This is a genomic window from Enterococcus sp. AZ104 (assembly GCF_050546705.1).
Lineage (GTDB): Bacteria > Bacillota > Bacilli > Lactobacillales > Enterococcaceae > Enterococcus > Enterococcus faecalis.
Genome location: NZ_CP172952.1, coordinates 2423984 through 2439386, shown reverse-complemented (window position 1 = coordinate 2439386; position 15403 = coordinate 2423984). Strand labels below are relative to the sequence as shown.

Below are 15403 nucleotides of genomic sequence, written 5' to 3'. Positions count from 1 at the left end.
GACTTAGGGGATTAAGCCGATTTGACGTTTTTCTAATTAGAACACTCAAACCATAGTTGATAGTAATCTTGATGTTTTTTTGAAAGCAGATAGCGGCCCAATAGTTGATGGACTTGATAGCCTTGTTCTTTTAAGTAAATTAGATTTTTCTGAATTTGTTGTGGCTGCAACTGATTGCTACTTTCTTCTATACGAATCAGTTGACTATAGTAGCTTTTAGAAGCATCGAATTCCCAATGTAAGGCTAAAGGGAAAGCGGCGCTGTCTTTATTAGTCGTTGAAAAATGTTCAATAGTTTGTTCATCTGGTGATAAAACAAAGCCTAAAATACTTGGATCATTCAAGTAAAGCAAAAGATTTTCTGCTTTTGCAGGGTGGAAATAGTAAAGAGTTTTAAACGGCGGTATTTCTTCTTTCAAGACTTCCTCTTGTAGTTGGCTGACTTCTTCATATTTTTGTTGATAAGTGATTAAGTTTCTGTGAATTTGTTTTAACTGTGTAATGCGTTCTTCTAAATCTTGACGTGCATTTTCTAGTAATTTCTGGGTATCTGATAATGGATTGGTATATAAGTTTTTAATTTCTTTAATGGAAAAATTTAAGTCGCGATAAAACTTGATTTCACAGATAGCAATCAGCTGTTCTGTTGTGTATTGTCGATAATCATTTGTATCGCCTCGAACAGAATGAATCAACCGTTCTTTTTCCCAATAGCGCAATGTGGACTTAGGAATTTTCAACAAGGAAGCAATCGTTTCTAGCGAGTAAAGATGGTCTTGGTTCATCAGCATTCACCTCAATTTTAGTATAACACAAAATTAGTTTATAAAACCGCTTTACCTTGAAGTAACTTTAAGGTGTATACTCAACGTAAATTAGAAAGAGGAGAGAATTGTATGTTTGATAAGTTTCAACGTTTTTTAGAAAAGTTTATTGGTCCAATCGCTGAAAGAATGCAAAAAAGTAAGGTCATTCAAGCACTAACTAATGGGATGATGGCTGTTTTACCCGTTTCTTTAGGGGTTGCTTTTATCGCAATTGTAGGGAATTTTCCTATTCCAATTTGGCAAGAATTTTTAACATCCATTGGGTTAGCTCCAATCATTCAAGAAGTCATTGCTATGACCAGCGGCTTGTACGCTGTTTACATTGTTTGTACCATTGCGTATGAAACTGCGAAGATGGAAAAACAAAATCCCATCACTAGTGTTATTTTATCTTTGGCATTTTTCTTGATCTTGGTACCACAGTTTGCCGTTAAATTAGGTGGAGAAGAAACAATTGTCATTAAAACAGCATCAATTGGGACTGACGGGATTTTTGTAGCTATTCTAGTCGGTTTAGGTGTAACTATGTTATATAGTTATTTAATGAAAAAAGAATTTTTACGAATTAAATTACCTGATTCCGTTCCTACGATGGTGACAGATTCGTTAAGTCCAACCTTTGTAGCCATGATAATTTTTGTGGTAGCTTTATTAGTCAAAGCTATTTTCACATATACTGGTTCGGGGGATGCGATGAGCTTTTTAACCGAGTTAGTGAGTAAACCAATTGCATCATTAGGCCAATCACCAATGACGGTTATTGTAGTCTTTACACTAGCAAATCTATTATGGTTTTTTGGTATTCATCCAAGTCCAATTATTAATATTTTCTTTGCTGTGATGGCGCCAGTCTTTTTAGCTAATATTAATGCATTTATTGCTGGTCAAGTGTTGCCTTATCCAGAAATTATGTTTTTCTCTAGTATTATTATGGTTGGCGGAACTGGGAATACGATTGGTTTAGCCTTTTGTATGTTAAGAGCAAAATCAGAACGATACAAATCCCTTGGTAAATTAGGTGTTGTACCAAGTATTTTCAATATTAATGAGCCATTGATTTTCGGTGTTCCGATTATGCTGAACCCTATTTTCTTTATTCCGTTGGTAAGTTCAACAGCTGTCGGTGGTTTGGTGTTACATTTATTCTATAAAGTTGGTTTCTTAAATTACTATAATCCAACGGTTGAATTACCTTGGGTGACACCACCAGTTGTTGCAGAAACTTTCTATGGCGGCATTCGCTTTGGGTTGGCAATGATTGCTGTGGTAATTGCTCTGACGTTGTTATATTATCCGTTTTTCCGTATGGCTGATGAACGAGCAGTGAAAGAAGAGCAGACCTTAGCGACAGGAGAACAAGAAAATGAGTAGCAGTGAAAAAAAACAATTGAGCAGTATGCCAAATGATTTTTTGTGGGGTGGTGCAATTTCTGCTACTCAAGTAGAAGGTGCCTATAACCGTGACGGAAAAGGCTTGAGTAATTTAGATTTAGCTTTGCGTTGTAAAAAAGGGGAGAAACGTCAAATAACTCAACAAGTGGATGTAAATCAATACTATCCTTCTCATCGAGCGATTGGCTTTTATGAAAGTTATCAAAAAGATATCCAACTGTTCGCTGATATGGGATTTAAAAGTCTTCGATTTTCAATCCAATGGTCACGCATTTTTCCAACTGGAGAAGAGGAACGGCCTAATGAAGCAGGTTTATTATTTTATGAAAAAATTTTGGACGAGCTAGAGCGTCATCGAATCGAACCAATTATAACGATTTCACATTTTGATTTACCAGAAAATTTAGTGACAAAATATGGTTCGTGGAAAAATCGCCAAGTCATTACGTTCTATTTACGCTTTTGTGAAGCGCTATTTCAACGATTTAGTGATCGTGTCCGCTATTGGATTCCGTTTAATGAGATTAATGTTATTACGTATATGCCTTATTTTTCTACTGGGATTCATACAGAAAATTATCAAGAAATTTTCCAAATGGCGCATCATCAGTTAGTAGCAAGTGCAAAAGCGGTTCAATTAGGTCGGAAATATTCAAGCAACTATCGTTTTGCAACAATGCTTATGTATGGCCCGACTTATCCGCACAATTGTCACCCTGAATCTGTTTTTCAAGCAATGATGGATGATGAGGAAACCTATTATTTTGGTGATATTCAGATTCGAGGATATTATTCTCCGTGGGCTAAAAAAATGTTGGAGCAACTGGATGTCCAACTAGTTATTACAGAAGAAGATGAACAAGACCTACGAGAAGGTGTGGTGGACTTTGTTAGTATAAGTTATTATATGAGTTGGACTACTGCACCAGAAACAGCAGCAGGAAATATGGCAACAGGAGGGAAAAATCCCTTTTTAGAGCAATCTGAATGGGGCTGGCAAGTGGATCCACTGGGACTGCGGATTAGTTTAAATCGTTTGTATCAACGATATGAGAAAGAAATTATGATTGTTGAAAATGGCTTAGGAGCAGTTGATCATTGTTCAGAAAATGGTGAAATTTATGATGATTATCGCATTGATTATTTACAACAACATTTGCTGGCAGTGAAACAAGCGATTGTCTTAGATGGTGTGCCAGTAATTGGTTTTACCGTCTGGAGTGCCATCGACTCAATTAGTGCTTCAACTGGAGAAATTGGTAAAAGGTATGGTTTGATTTATGTAGATTTAGATGATGAAGGTCAGGGGACGCTGGCTCGAAAAAAGAAAGCCTCTTTTTATTGGTATCAAAAGATCATTGAGTCCAATGGTGCAGAGTTGTAAGCTCTATTTTCCGGAGTGGTATGATAAAATAACTGAACAACTAAACGCATGAACGAAACAACGTCTCTGACCAAGGACCTGGTCAGAGACGTTGTTTGTGTTTTTATTGATTTAAATCTGTTAATAGTAGCTCGTTAGAAACAGCAAAAGTAGTAACTTCTGTTAAAGCTGGATCCAAAGTGTATTTTGTAAATGAGGTAGTACTTTCTGGTTGGACATACATGGTTAGATTAGTCACATCATATCCTGACCAATAATGTGTGAAATCAGACAGAGAATTACTTTGACCTAAATGGCCAATCCCCCGAGGAATCATCACTGTTTGGAAGGCGCGATAGAGTTGCATAATCCCTTCAGAGCTATCAAATTCTTGGAGATTGTCAGAATAGTATAACGCACGAATGAAGCGTGACGGCGAAGTGAAGTCTCCTGGGATTCCTAGTAGTCCGTAAGAAGTCCCACCTTCAATTGGGTCAAGTGTTGCGCCTGATTTTAAAGTGTAAGGTTCTTTAATAGCGTAGTTGCGCATTCCGATATAGTTTCGTGCATTGGTTAAATGATAATTGTATTCTGGGCTGTTTGTGACTACGCCAATCGAATCATAAATGACGAACGCTCCGTTATCTGTTGGTTGCAAAACGATACTATTATTATTTTTATCATTAATGGTCCAGTGTAAGGTAAAATGAACTTCCCCCAATGAATCAAGTTGGAATTTTTGATCTAACAGGCCGATTTTTTCAAAAGCTACTTTTACTTCGTCAACGCTTTCAAAATTACTCAAAATATAAGCGAGAACTTCTTCTGCAATATGAGGTGTTAAACCACGATCTGCTAAACTTTCAGCAGGTGCTGTTGAAGATTCCATTAAATATTGAATATCACCAGATAAGCCGGCTTCGTTGATACCATCTGTGATAGCAAGGCTGACGGTTTTACCATCGTTCGCTGGTTGATCTGTGCCTGACATTGCTAGTCCCATAAAGGCATATTTTGCCGTCCAAGGATTTAGTTGGCTGTTTAGAACTGTACCTTTTGGAAATTGAGCAATTAGAGTAGGGATTTTTGGTGCAATTGGATCTTCGTTGCCAAAAAAGTCAAACGTAAAATCCATCGTACGTCCATAAAAAATATCATTTGTTTTGGAAATAATCTTGATGCCTGTACACATAATAGTTTCCCCCAATTAATGTAAGTTTGTGAAGCCTGTTTACTAGTTAAGCATATCATACTCTAGGAAACAGCGGTGGCTAAATTCCTAAAATATTAGACAATTTTGTCTAAATGAGGTGAAAAAAATTTTTTAGCGATTTCCTTCACAAAACACCTTATTATCTTTCCGAAAATATGATATCTTTAGAATGGAAATTTCATGAAAAGAGGATGCGAATGTTTAAAAAGTACACACAAATGATAAGGGATGAATTTAAAGGGTATAATCAAAAAAAATTGAAAAAAGATTTCTTGGCAGGTTTGACTGTCGCAGCCGTCGCGTTGCCGTTAGCGTTAGCGTTTGGGGTCTCTAGCGGCGCCACTGCAGCAGCTGGCATGATCACGGCGATTATCGCTGGAATTGTGATTGGGAGCCTTTCAGGTGGGTTTTATCAAATTTCAGGACCAACAGGTGCGATGGCAGCTATTTTAATGTCAATTGCGGCAGTGCATGGCATGCAAGGGATTTTGTTGGCCACCTTTTTGGCGGGAATTTTCTTGCTTTTGGCAGGGATTTTGCGCTTAGGGAGCTTGACTTCTTTTATTCCGTCACCGGTCATTACCGGGTTTACTTCAGGAATTGCTATTATTATTGCGTTGGGGCAGCTTGATAATTTCTTTGGGGTTCGTTCAGAAGGACACAATTTAATTGAGAAAATCAGCAGTTATCGTTCATTGGGCTTTGATTTAAGTATACCAACGACGGTTATATCGATTTTAGTGGTGCTTGGATTAGTGTTCTTTCCGAAAAAGTGGAATGCGATGATACCAGCTTCATTGGTGATGATTATTTTAGCTACTTTAGCAACAGTGGTTTTTCAACTGCCAGTGGCCACTGTAGGGAAAATTCCGACAAGTATTTTTAGTGATACACGTTTGGAACTTGGTTCACTTCAATTAAGTGCGTTTCAGGATATTTTGGTGCCTTCGATTAGCATTGCTATGTTAGGTATGATTGAAAGTTTGCTTTGTGGCGCTTCGGCTGGTCGCATGACAGGGAAACCATTAGACAGTAATCAGGAACTAGTGGCACAAGGAATTGGCAACTTAATTTTGCCATTTTTCGGTGGCGTGCCTGCGACGGCAGCGATTGCCCGCACGAGCGTAGTGATTAAATCTGGTACGCAAACACGTTTAGCGGGTATTTTTCATGCGGTCTTTTTATTGTTATCGATGTTGCTTTTATCGCCAGTCATGTCTAAAATTCCCATGCCTGCGTTAGCTGGTGTTTTAGTGGTGACAGCGTGGCGAATGAATGAATGGTCGGTGATTAAAGAATTCTTCCAGAAACGTTTCCACACAGCCTTATGTTTATTCTTTTTAACGATGGTAGCGACCGTTATTTTTGACTTGAGTTTAGCTATTGTTTTAGGGGTCTTAGCGGGTTGCCTGTTTTTCATTGCGAAAAGTGCCGTGATTACGATTAATGTCGAGGAAGTTGATTGGTCAAGAATGGGGCTAGTACCGACCGATTGTACGGAAAATTGGGTGGTGGTTTATTTGAGTGGCCCGTTATTTTTCATGTCTTCTGAACGATTGAAACAAACGTTACTGCAATTGGAAACAAAAAGTGGTGTAGTATTTTCAATGCGAGGAGTTCCTAGCATTGATAGTACGGCGTTAGATATTTTAGAAGAATTTTGTCTCGCAGCAGAAGGTCGCGGACAACAAGTTCAGTTTGCCGCTCTGCAACCAGAAGTTGAGAAAATGATTCGAACCATTCAAGGAAATCAAGAGAAAGAATACCATTTCTCAGTCGCAGAATTTTTACAAACGGTGCATGTTGCAGAACCATAATTCATTTTCAAATGAAATGTTCTATTTTCTATCGCGAGCTTAATGGGTGAAGAAATAAGAAAAATAAGTGGGGACTAAAACGAGTTTCTAGAGGAGTTCCTAAAAAATAATAAAGAGAAAACTTCTAAGTATGAAGTTTTCTCTTTATTATTTTTTTTGGTTATTTATTGAATTACTTCTAGCATAACGTCTTTTTGATCATCCGTAACATTGCCAGCGTAGTTAGGAGTGATTAAAGATATCGAACCATTTTTATTGTTGAATAAGTATAAAGTACCCGATCTATTTTGTTCATCGTTTGAAGAAATATTAGTTCCTAAAATTAACTCTGTATTTACTTTAACGGTGCGAATACTGTTATCGTCCGCTGAAAATATTCTAATCTCTTTTGTAGGAATTGTATTTATAGATAGCTCATATTTATTAATGGCTTCTTTCACTTGACCATTTTCAGCCCCGAACAATTTAGTTCGGAAGGTAGCAGTTGGTGTTGAATTTAAGTTTTCTAACGTAATTGAAGTTGGCACATTCATTCCTTTAAAATTAAATACGAGTGGGTTGTTTAAACTACTAAGATCGACAGCATAAGGTGTTGCTTCTAAAGAATTTGTTTCTTCGACATTTGTGGATACTTCATTTTTAGACTTTGACGAAGCCTGAGTGGTACTGGCACTTTCTGAAGCTTCTTTTAGTTTATTACTAGAGCTTGTTTCTGTGCTAGAACTGTAATGATTAGTACTGCTTTTTATTGATGTTGTATGATTGGTAGGATTTTCTTGTTTTTTAGGTTCATTCGCTTTTTGAGAACTACAACCTGTTAAAAAAATAACTAAAATAACACAAAATAATTTTTTCATACTATTCCTCCTATAGACGCTATAACTAATTTTATCTTACTTGTTAATATAACAAAAGGAATAATTATTTTACTTTTACGAATGCTCAAATTGTTTAAATCTGTAGTTTTTATACTTATTTTTGTTGCATTTGCAACAAAAATAAGTTAAAGTAATGACAATCATAAAATATTAGCGAAAGGAAGTGTCCTAGTGACAGATATTTTAAGAGAAATTGGCATGATTGCGCGGGCCTTAGATTCAATCAGTAATATCGAATTTAAGGAATTATCTTTAACACGAGGACAATATCTTTATTTGGTCAGGGTCTGTGAAAATCCTGGAATTATCCAAGAAAAGATCGCCGAACTGATTAAAGTTGATCGAACCACAGCGGCGCGGGCGATTAAGCGTTTGGAAGAACAAGGCTTCATTTATCGTCAAGAAGATGCAAGCAACAAAAAAATTAAGCGGATTTATGCCACAGAAAAAGGGAAAAACGTTTATCCAATCATTTTGCGCGAAAATCAACACTCGAATCAAGTTGCTTTGCAAGGTATGTCAGAAGTGGAAATTTCACAATTGGCAGAGTACTTAGTCCGGATGCGTAAAAATGTCAGCGAAGATTGGGAATTTGTCAAAAAAGGGAACACTCGAAATTATTAAGGAAAGGACGACTGATTGATGGGAGAAATAAAAAAATTAACAATAGAAGATGCACCAGCGTTACAAGAAATCAGCATTGAAACTTATACAGATACTTTCGGACCATATAATACCCCAGAAAATATGCAAGCCTATTTAGTAGAAGCCTACAATTTAGAAAAATTACAAAAGGAATTGGCTAATCCCCACTCTGACTTTTATTTTATCTTTGTCGATAATCAATTAGCTGGCTACATGAAATTAAATCGTGAGAAGGCACAAACGGAACCGATGGGGCCAGAAAAGCTCGAGGTTGAGCGATTGTATATTTTGCCTGCGTTTAAAGGAAAGAAGCTGGGAACACAATTGTTAGAACTGGCGGAAGAAAAAGCTCGTGAATTTGGTAAAAACGCACTGTGGCTAGGTGTCTGGGAACACAATGATGCGGCGCGGGCATTTTATAAAACGATTGGCTACCGCTATTACAGTCAACATTCGTTTTTTATGGGAGACGATGAACAGACGGATTTTATTTTGTTAAAGGAATTATAGTAGAGAAAAGTGAAAATAATCAAAAGGTGATTATTTTCACTTTTTTTATTTTTATATAAAAAAATTATATTTTTTTGTTTTTTAGGTTTCGTTTATCTTTAAAAGGCTCTTTATTTAAGTTTTTTGTTTATATAACATTTATTTGTTTTTTAAAACATAATTTTAAACCTTATTAAATTTATTGTTAGTGAAAAACATTTTGATTTTAGTTATCATTTTATTTATAATTGATTTAGTTTGATGTGGGTAAAAAAATGAAAAGGAGTGATGAGGAAATATGGTAAAAATTGCATCCAATCAAGGCACTGCCCAAAAGGCAATTGCCGGGATCAAGAATGTATCTGTGAATAAAAATCAAACATGTCATTTAGGAGAAAGCAATATTTCAAGCGTGAAAAAAGGGGTTAAAGTCAGTAATCAACTGCTCAATCAATTAGCAAAAGTAGTTAATGGTGTCAACGCACAAGCCAATAAATTCCCCAAATTAGCGGCAACGATGGCGGCTAGAGATAGCCAAACAACGTTTAAATAAGGAGAAACGATGGAAAAGGATACGAATGAAAAATTAAGAAGGAACTATGCGGAACAGATTGTCAAAAAAGAACGAGCGATGGATCAATTGTCGAAGGAAAAGAAGCAAATCCAAACCATTTTTGGTACACTAGAGTCTGAACTAACTAGAAATTTTCGCGAACTTGAGCAACTCAACGCAGAAGTGATTCATAAAGGCGGTAAGTCTACGCGTTGGGAGCAAGAGGAGCTCTCTGGAAAACAACGCTATTTAAAGGGCTTTTTACAACAACAGACACATGAATTAAGTCAAAGATACACAAAAGCAACCGCACAATCGAATGAAGAACGACTACAGCTCCAAAGAGAAAGGAGTCGGTTGTCATGGGATTAATCTACTCCAGTAGCGATTCTTCAGCAATGATGCGCGCGCTGTCCAGCAACCTAGCAGTTGCCCGAACAACCACCAGTGAGCTAACAGCAGGTTGTCAGCAACTAATCGCAGCTATCGACGGTCATACATTGTCTGGTGCTGCCTATAATGCGGGAAAAGGGCTATTTTCAGAATTAGTGATTCCGACGATTCATCGAATGACTGCCGCCGTTGATAATGTCCAAAGTGATTTGGCCAAATACAGCGCTGCGGATGCGTTTATTGCCAGTGAAGGTTTTTTAGATGAAGACAAACTCAAATTGAAAATAAAAATCATGAAAGCCAACCAACAATTATTGCACGATTCTGCTAGGGCAGTCGCCACGCTAGCCCATAGTCAGCCGATTCCAGGAATTTATGAACTCTTACAAAATGCCCAACGGACCTTTATTAAGATGGCAGAAAGCATGCAACAGGACATTGATAAGCTCCACAAGCAAAAACAAAAGCTCAATGAGTTTGACCGACAAACCAAAAACCTGTTCGCCACTAGCTTAGAGGAAATGCAGTTGGCGATGCAAGGGATCTTAGTCCTGAATGAAACAACTGTCAAAAGTAACGGCCTCTACACCTTGCCAAGTAGGGTTGATAAAAGTTACTTTACGGAAATCAAAAAAGATACTAAAAATGAAGTGACTGACAAACAGCTGTTAGCGGGTTGCACCATTCTTTATGTTCATGATAAAAAGAACGGTTTCAATTATTACATGCTAGAAAAGGACGGCTATTCCTACCGAATAGACGAGAAAAAACTATCAGGAAACTTGGCTTCTCTAGTAAAAAAATATGACTTAGATGTAGTAGAACTGACGTCAATGGAACTGACTACCCGAGTCAATAATCAGCAGAAAAAAGGCTATAATTGCTTTGAAAAAGATGACAGAGTTTTGGGATTAGGTCTCCTGTCAAAAGGTCAAGGAGTCATGGATGAAATCCAAGAGTCAGGTGTGTGGGATTCCCTGTGGATGTTAGGCTTAAGTACCGCAGCAATCCGAAGTACCCAGACATTTTCAAAAGAAACTGGTAGCACGGGTAATGTCTTAAAAGGAAGTAAGAATGGACAGGCTTATACTCTTGATCGGAATAAGAGTGCTGGAAATGCGGTTTATAAGAAAGTTAGTGGGGCTAAATCAGTTATTACTCCAGAAATGGAAGAGAAAATCCTTTGGGGACAAAGGAAAAATCCTACTAAGAATGAAATAATTGGTGGGCATTCTTCAAGTATTAACAATAACCATCCAAACTTTGCAACTGAAACTATCAAAATTAATCCTGATGGTACAAAAGACATCAAAATTGTTACCCAATTTCCAGATGGAAATCTTTCTAAAATAAAAAATAGTACAGTTTTTCCAAATGGATGGAGTGATACTAAAATTTTAGATAGTATTAAGAATGTTGGTAACTCACCTACAATAAGTGTTAGAGGACGAGACGGAGCAACATGGCATAGAACAATTGTTGATGGTGTAGAGATAGATGTAATTAAGCTAGGAGATAATATTGTAAGTGGATATCCAACAGGGAAAGTAAATGCACCGATTCCAGGAGGATTTACTAAATAGAGGAGGAGAAATTAATGTATGAAAAAGTAGATGAAGTTTTATCTGAGAATAGTTCAGACAATTACTTTTTTGATGATGAATTTTTGTATGTACAAGAATTATTAAGTGGATTTACAGAAAATGATTGGAAAGATTTAACTCATAATTTAAAGAATAAGGAAGAAAAGTATAAAATTAGGTTAGCCTATTGTATTGATGAGGAAACAGGTATTAATGGCTTCAATGTATTATTAGAATTGCTACATGAAAATGATGAGGTAGTTGAATATGCTTTAGATTCATTACGTTCATTTGATGGAGAACCATACAGAAATTTGATTATTTCAGACAAGGCAATAATCGGAAAAGCAGAAAATTTATTAAAAAATGCTAGTTTACCAGTAAAACGAATTTTGGAAGCATTTTTACAACAAAATAAATAAAAAAGGCACTTTAATATCTGATCAGCTTAGGTTAGTAAAGTCTTGACTAGTAAGCGCAATCTCACTAATCAAATTGCCAATAACTACCAAAAGCTAACTGTATATTCATTTATTGCACGATTCTGCTAGGGCAATCGCCACATTAGCCCATAGTCAGCCGATTCCAGGAATTTATGAACTCTTACAAAATGCCCAACGGACCTTTATTAAGATGGCTGATAGTATGCAACAAGACATTGACAAGCTCCACAAGCAAATACAAAAGCTCAATGAGTTTGATCGACAAACCAAAAACTTATTCGCCACTAGCTTAGAGGAAATGCATTAGAAACAAAGATTTCTGATAAAATCAGAAATCTTTGTTTATTTTTTTGATTAAAATTAAGCGTTTTTTTATTTTCAAAATGTTATTTTTTAAAACGTAAAAATTGAAAAAGAAGATTTTGAATCTGTGAAAAGTTGTCGATCTTGTGAGAAAACTCTTTTGTCAGTGTCTTTTTTCAGGATGGGTCTCTTCCTGAAAATCCACTTCAGTTTATCTGTTTTGTGTGTATTTGATTAAAAAATGTTGTGTTGGATTTCATTTAAATGTATAATTTATTTATGTAATTTTTAATAATAAGCGTATTTTAGCATTTGAAAAGAGAATTTGTACATAATATGTGAATAAAAAGATTTGTTTCTTACTTTCTAGAGTGAGAGGACGATATAAAAAAGGTTGCTATTTTTTCGTTCAAAGTGAACAAAGAATCGTTTGTTATTTAGTTGGGGTAACTAATGATTGTTGTTATAAAAAGCGCTTACAATTTGTGTGATGAGAGTAGTACGCATGTTTGTGCAAAAGTGACAAAAAAGAGAAGGTAGGGTGTTTTAATAGAAAAAATTTTTAATAAAAAGGAGAGTTTGTCGTGGAGAAAAATGTGTCTCAAGTAACAGCTCAAGAAGAAACAGCGATGAAAGCACGTGGCTACAATGAGGATTTGTTGCCAAGTAGCCCGAAACAACGGACAATGGGCGCGCGCAATTTTTTTACATTATGGATGGGTTCGATTCATAATATCCCGAATTATGCAGCAGTGGGCGGCTTTATTTTCTTAGGTTTATCGCCGCTGCAAGTTATGTTGGCAGTTGTGTTAAGCTCATTCATTGTAGCAACTTTCATGAATTTGAATGGCGTGGCTGGCTCTAAATATGGCATTCCTTTTGCGATGCACTTACAGTCTACTTACGGCAGTCTCGGGGCAAAACTGCCAGGGTTCTTAAGAGGATGTGTGGCCGCAATTGCTTGGTTTGGTCTGCAAACATTTACAGGATCGCTGGCTTTATTAATTATTCTCGGGAAATTTTGGCCGAACTTTTTAGAAATTGGTGGATCATTCCAGTTTTTTGGTCTCAGGCTACCTGAATTAATGGCGTTTACTCTTTTCTGGCTCTTAAATGTGGCAATAGGTTTCGGTGGTAGCAAAATTTTGAACCGGTTTACCGCCATTTTAAGTCCGTTGATTTATGTCGTTATTATTGGATTAACGATTTGGGCCATTCGAGTTGGGGGCGGTTTAACACCAATTTTGTCTTATCAAGTTTCTGGTGCGATTCGTTCAGTCAATCCACTTGTGGCGTATCTGATTATTTTTAACTCGGTTGTGGCCGTTTGGTCAGCGCCTGGTGCGAGTGTGGCGGATTTTACTAAGAATGCGCGCTCGACACGTGCTCAGGTTGTGGGGCAAACAGCAGGTTTAGTTGTTGGTTATGGGATTTTCGCTTTTTCCAGTGTGGTTATTCTGTTAGGTGGTTCGCTGTATTTTGGGATTCAAGAATGGAATATTTTAAACATTATTGATCGTTTAGATAATGTGGCGGTGGTGGCCTTAGCCATGTCGGTTTTCTTATTAACGACTATTTCAACGAATGCAACGGGGAACATCATTCCGGCAGGTTATCAATTGGCGGCGCTGTTTCCTAAAAAAATGACGTATAAAAAAGGCGTCATGATTGCCAGTGTTATTAGCTTTCTCATTATGCCTTGGAAACTGATGGAAAACGCCGATAGTATTTTTATTTTTCTGAACGCAATTGGGGCTGTTTTAGGACCAGTCGCTGGTGTGATGATTGCGAATTATTATTTTGTTCAAAAGCAACAAATTGATTTAAATGCTTTATACGTAGATAAACACAAAAAAGAGGAAGCCAATCCTTTTTACGGATTAAACAAGCCTGCATATGTCGCTACTATTCTGGCGTTGGTTCTTTCTTTAAGTGGTCAATTTATTCCACAGGTTAAAATCATTGCTGATATTTCGTGGTTTGTGGGCTTTGCCACAGGTTTTGTGCTGTACTTAGTGTTAAAAAAATGGACTTGGGATTCAAAAAAAGTGAAAGAAACAGCTTATCAGGAGGGAAAATAGATGCAAGCAGAGTTAGTGATTAAAAACGGGTTAGTTATTTTAGAAACTGGAGAAGTCATTACGGATGTCGCCGTTCAAGGAGGAAAAATCGTAGCGATTGGGCAAGACTTGTCAGGAGAACGTGTGATTGATGCGACGGGTTTAGTCGTTAGTCCTGGGATGGTGGATGCTCATGTTCATATTACCGATCCTGGTGGTGGTTACCGCGATGAATGGGAAGGGTATGTCACAGGAACGGCCGCTTGTGCCAAAGGGGGCGTGACGACCTTTATGGAAATGCCTTTAAATCAGATTCCAGCAACTGTGGATAAGACCTCTCTTGAGATCAAATACAAGGCAGGAGAAAATAAACTAAAAGTAGATGTAGGGTCATTTGGCGGCGTGGTCCCGACCAACTTGGCTGGCGGGATTCAGGAACTTGATGAAGGAGGCGTTTCCGGCTATAAATGCTTTTTAGGAACGTGCGGCGATCGTTCAATTGAAGGAGATTTTCAAAATGTCGACGATTATTCGCTATATGAAGGAATGAAACAAGTCGCCAAAACTGGCAAAGTGCTAGCAATCCATGCAGAAAATGCGCCAATTACGGATAAATTAGGCGCGTTAGCTTATCAAAATGGTGAAACGACTTTAGCGGCATATGTAGCTACACGTCCTGTGTTTACCGAAGTTGAAGCGATTCAAAAAGCCATTTTATTTGCCAAAGAAACAGGTTGTCGGATTCATATTTGTCATGTGGCTTGTCAAGAAGGCGTGGAAGAAGTTTTAAAAGCCCAAGCAGAAGGGGTAGATGTGACTTGTGAAACATGTACGCATTATTTATATTTTACCACGGATGAACTTGATGCCATTGGTCCAGTTGTCAAATGTTCACCGCCGATTCGTGACGCGGACCAACAAGCCGCATTATGGAACCACGTGCAAACAGGCGGCATCGCGTTTGTAACCTCTGACCATTCTCCTTGTACGCCAGACTTAAAAGATACAACGAATGCTTTTGAAGCTTGGGGCGGCATTTCTGGTGTTCAAAATAACGTCGATGTGTTATTCGATGAAGCCGTCCAAAAACGTGGTTTATCCTTGAAACAATTCGCGGATCTGATTGCAGCAAACCCAGCTGACCGTTATCACTTAGCACAAAAGGGCCGCATCAGCATTGGTAAGGATGCCGATTTTGTACTAATTAAACCTAATGCGCCGTATATCTTAAAAGCAGAAGATTTAGAATATCGAAATAAAATTAGTCCTTACATTGGTCGTGAAATTGGGGCCCAAGTGATTCAAACAATTTTAAGAGGCGAAACAATTTACGCACAAGAAACTGGAGTAACAGAGGTGTTTAACGGCGTATTTATCAAAAATTAAACACCTATTTTAGAAATGAAAAGGGACAGAAGTGTGATTGAATTAGCGCCTCTGTCCA

General features: G+C 37.4%; 14 protein-coding genes. 11 read left to right on the top strand and 3 right to left on the bottom strand.

The window, feature by feature from the left end:
- Window positions 1-32 precede the first annotated feature (32 nt).
- Window positions 33-785, bottom strand: a complete 753-nt coding sequence (locus tag IGJ37_RS11690) for a MerR family transcriptional regulator (protein ID WP_010709058.1) — start codon at window positions 783-785, stop codon at window positions 33-35.
- 111 nt (window positions 786-896) lie between these two features.
- Between IGJ37_RS11690 and IGJ37_RS11685 the strand changes: the two genes are divergently transcribed.
- Together IGJ37_RS11685 and IGJ37_RS11680 are read left to right on the top strand one after the other, a co-directional pair.
- Window positions 897-2198, top strand: a complete 1302-nt coding sequence (locus IGJ37_RS11685; RefSeq protein WP_033599312.1) for a PTS sugar transporter subunit IIC — start codon at window positions 897-899, stop codon at window positions 2196-2198.
- Window positions 2191-3603, top strand: coding sequence for a glycoside hydrolase family 1 protein (locus IGJ37_RS11680; protein WP_129193983.1), 1413 nt, complete (start codon window positions 2191-2193; stop codon window positions 3601-3603). Before IGJ37_RS11685 ends, IGJ37_RS11680 begins: the two co-directional genes overlap by 8 nt.
- Before the next feature lie 103 nt (window positions 3604-3706).
- Here IGJ37_RS11680 and IGJ37_RS11675 read toward each other — a convergent pair whose 3' ends face one another.
- Window positions 3707-4774, bottom strand: coding sequence for a choloylglycine hydrolase family protein (locus IGJ37_RS11675; RefSeq protein WP_002367364.1), 1068 nt, complete (start codon window positions 4772-4774; stop codon window positions 3707-3709).
- 176 nt (window positions 4775-4950) lie between these two features.
- Here IGJ37_RS11675 and IGJ37_RS11670 point away from each other — a divergent pair, with 176 nt between their 5' ends.
- Window positions 4951-6612, top strand: a complete 1662-nt coding sequence (locus tag IGJ37_RS11670; RefSeq protein ID WP_325815185.1) for a SulP family inorganic anion transporter — start codon at window positions 4951-4953, stop codon at window positions 6610-6612.
- Window positions 6613-6776: 164 nt separating this feature from the next.
- Here the strand turns inward: IGJ37_RS11670 and IGJ37_RS11665 are convergent, their stop codons facing one another.
- Complete coding sequence (locus tag IGJ37_RS11665) at window positions 6777-7469, bottom strand: hypothetical protein (protein ID WP_325815184.1); 693 nt, start codon at window positions 7467-7469, stop codon at window positions 6777-6779.
- A 192-nt stretch (window positions 7470-7661) separates the two neighbouring features.
- Here IGJ37_RS11665 and sylA point away from each other — a divergent pair, with 192 nt between their 5' ends.
- The 8 genes from sylA to allB all read left to right on the top strand — a co-directional run bounded on the left by sylA (window position 7662) and on the right by allB (window position 15345).
- On the top strand, window positions 7662-8114 hold the full coding sequence (gene sylA / locus IGJ37_RS11660; protein ID WP_002370053.1) for a transcriptional regulator SylA: 453 nt from the start codon (window positions 7662-7664) through the stop codon (window positions 8112-8114).
- 18 nt (window positions 8115-8132) lie between these two features.
- A complete protein-coding gene (locus tag IGJ37_RS11655) occupies window positions 8133-8645 on the top strand; it encodes a GNAT family N-acetyltransferase (RefSeq protein ID WP_002391365.1) in 513 nt (170 codons plus the stop codon).
- A gap of 277 nt (window positions 8646-8922) precedes the next feature.
- On the top strand, window positions 8923-9177 hold the full coding sequence (locus tag IGJ37_RS11650) for a hypothetical protein (RefSeq protein ID WP_325815182.1): 255 nt from the start codon (window positions 8923-8925) through the stop codon (window positions 9175-9177).
- A 9-nt stretch (window positions 9178-9186) separates the two neighbouring features.
- Window positions 9187-9549 carry a hypothetical protein gene (locus IGJ37_RS11645; RefSeq protein ID WP_325815180.1) on the top strand — a complete coding sequence of 121 codons (363 nt, stop codon included), beginning with the start codon at window positions 9187-9189 and terminating at the stop codon, window positions 9547-9549.
- Complete coding sequence (locus IGJ37_RS11640; protein WP_430598925.1) at window positions 9540-11153, top strand: EndoU domain-containing protein; 1614 nt, start codon at window positions 9540-9542, stop codon at window positions 11151-11153. Before IGJ37_RS11645 ends, IGJ37_RS11640 begins: the two co-directional genes overlap by 10 nt.
- Window positions 11154-11167: 14 nt before the next feature.
- Window positions 11168-11575, top strand: coding sequence for a hypothetical protein (locus IGJ37_RS11635; protein WP_002409212.1), 408 nt, complete (start codon window positions 11168-11170; stop codon window positions 11573-11575).
- A gap of 908 nt (window positions 11576-12483) precedes the next feature.
- Window positions 12484-13980, top strand: a complete 1497-nt coding sequence (gene allW, locus IGJ37_RS11630; protein WP_325815176.1) for an allantoin permease — start codon at window positions 12484-12486, stop codon at window positions 13978-13980.
- Window positions 13981-15345, top strand: coding sequence for an allantoinase AllB (allB, locus tag IGJ37_RS11625; RefSeq protein WP_325815175.1), 1365 nt, complete (start codon window positions 13981-13983; stop codon window positions 15343-15345).
- The last annotated feature ends 58 nt before the right edge of the window (window positions 15346-15403 follow it).

Excerpts from the sequence above, each read along its gene's own strand:
- IGJ37_RS11690 (WP_010709058.1), bottom strand. The coding sequence starts at position 785 with ATGAACCAAGACCATCTTTACTCGCTAGAAACGATTGCTTCCTTGTTG.
- IGJ37_RS11685 (WP_033599312.1), top strand. The coding sequence starts at position 897 with ATGTTTGATAAGTTTCAACGTTTTTTAGAAAAGTTTATTGGTCCAATC.
- IGJ37_RS11680 (WP_129193983.1), top strand. The coding sequence starts at position 2,191 with ATGAGTAGCAGTGAAAAAAAACAATTGAGCAGTATGCCAAATGATTTT.
- IGJ37_RS11675 (WP_002367364.1), bottom strand. The coding sequence starts at position 4,774 with ATGTGTACAGGCATCAAGATTATTTCCAAAACAAATGATATTTTTTAT.
- IGJ37_RS11670 (WP_325815185.1), top strand. The coding sequence starts at position 4,951 with ATGATATCTTTAGAATGGAAATTTCATGAAAAGAGGATGCGAATGTTT.
- IGJ37_RS11665 (WP_325815184.1), bottom strand. The coding sequence starts at position 7,469 with ATGAAAAAATTATTTTGTGTTATTTTAGTTATTTTTTTAACAGGTTGT.
- IGJ37_RS11655 (WP_002391365.1), top strand. The coding sequence starts at position 8,133 with ATGGGAGAAATAAAAAAATTAACAATAGAAGATGCACCAGCGTTACAA.
- IGJ37_RS11650 (WP_325815182.1), top strand. The coding sequence starts at position 8,923 with ATGGTAAAAATTGCATCCAATCAAGGCACTGCCCAAAAGGCAATTGCC.
- IGJ37_RS11645 (WP_325815180.1), top strand. The coding sequence starts at position 9,187 with ATGGAAAAGGATACGAATGAAAAATTAAGAAGGAACTATGCGGAACAG.
- IGJ37_RS11640 (WP_430598925.1), top strand. The coding sequence starts at position 9,540 with ATGGGATTAATCTACTCCAGTAGCGATTCTTCAGCAATGATGCGCGCG.
- IGJ37_RS11635 (WP_002409212.1), top strand. The coding sequence starts at position 11,168 with ATGTATGAAAAAGTAGATGAAGTTTTATCTGAGAATAGTTCAGACAAT.
- allB (WP_325815175.1), top strand. The coding sequence starts at position 13,981 with ATGCAAGCAGAGTTAGTGATTAAAAACGGGTTAGTTATTTTAGAAACT.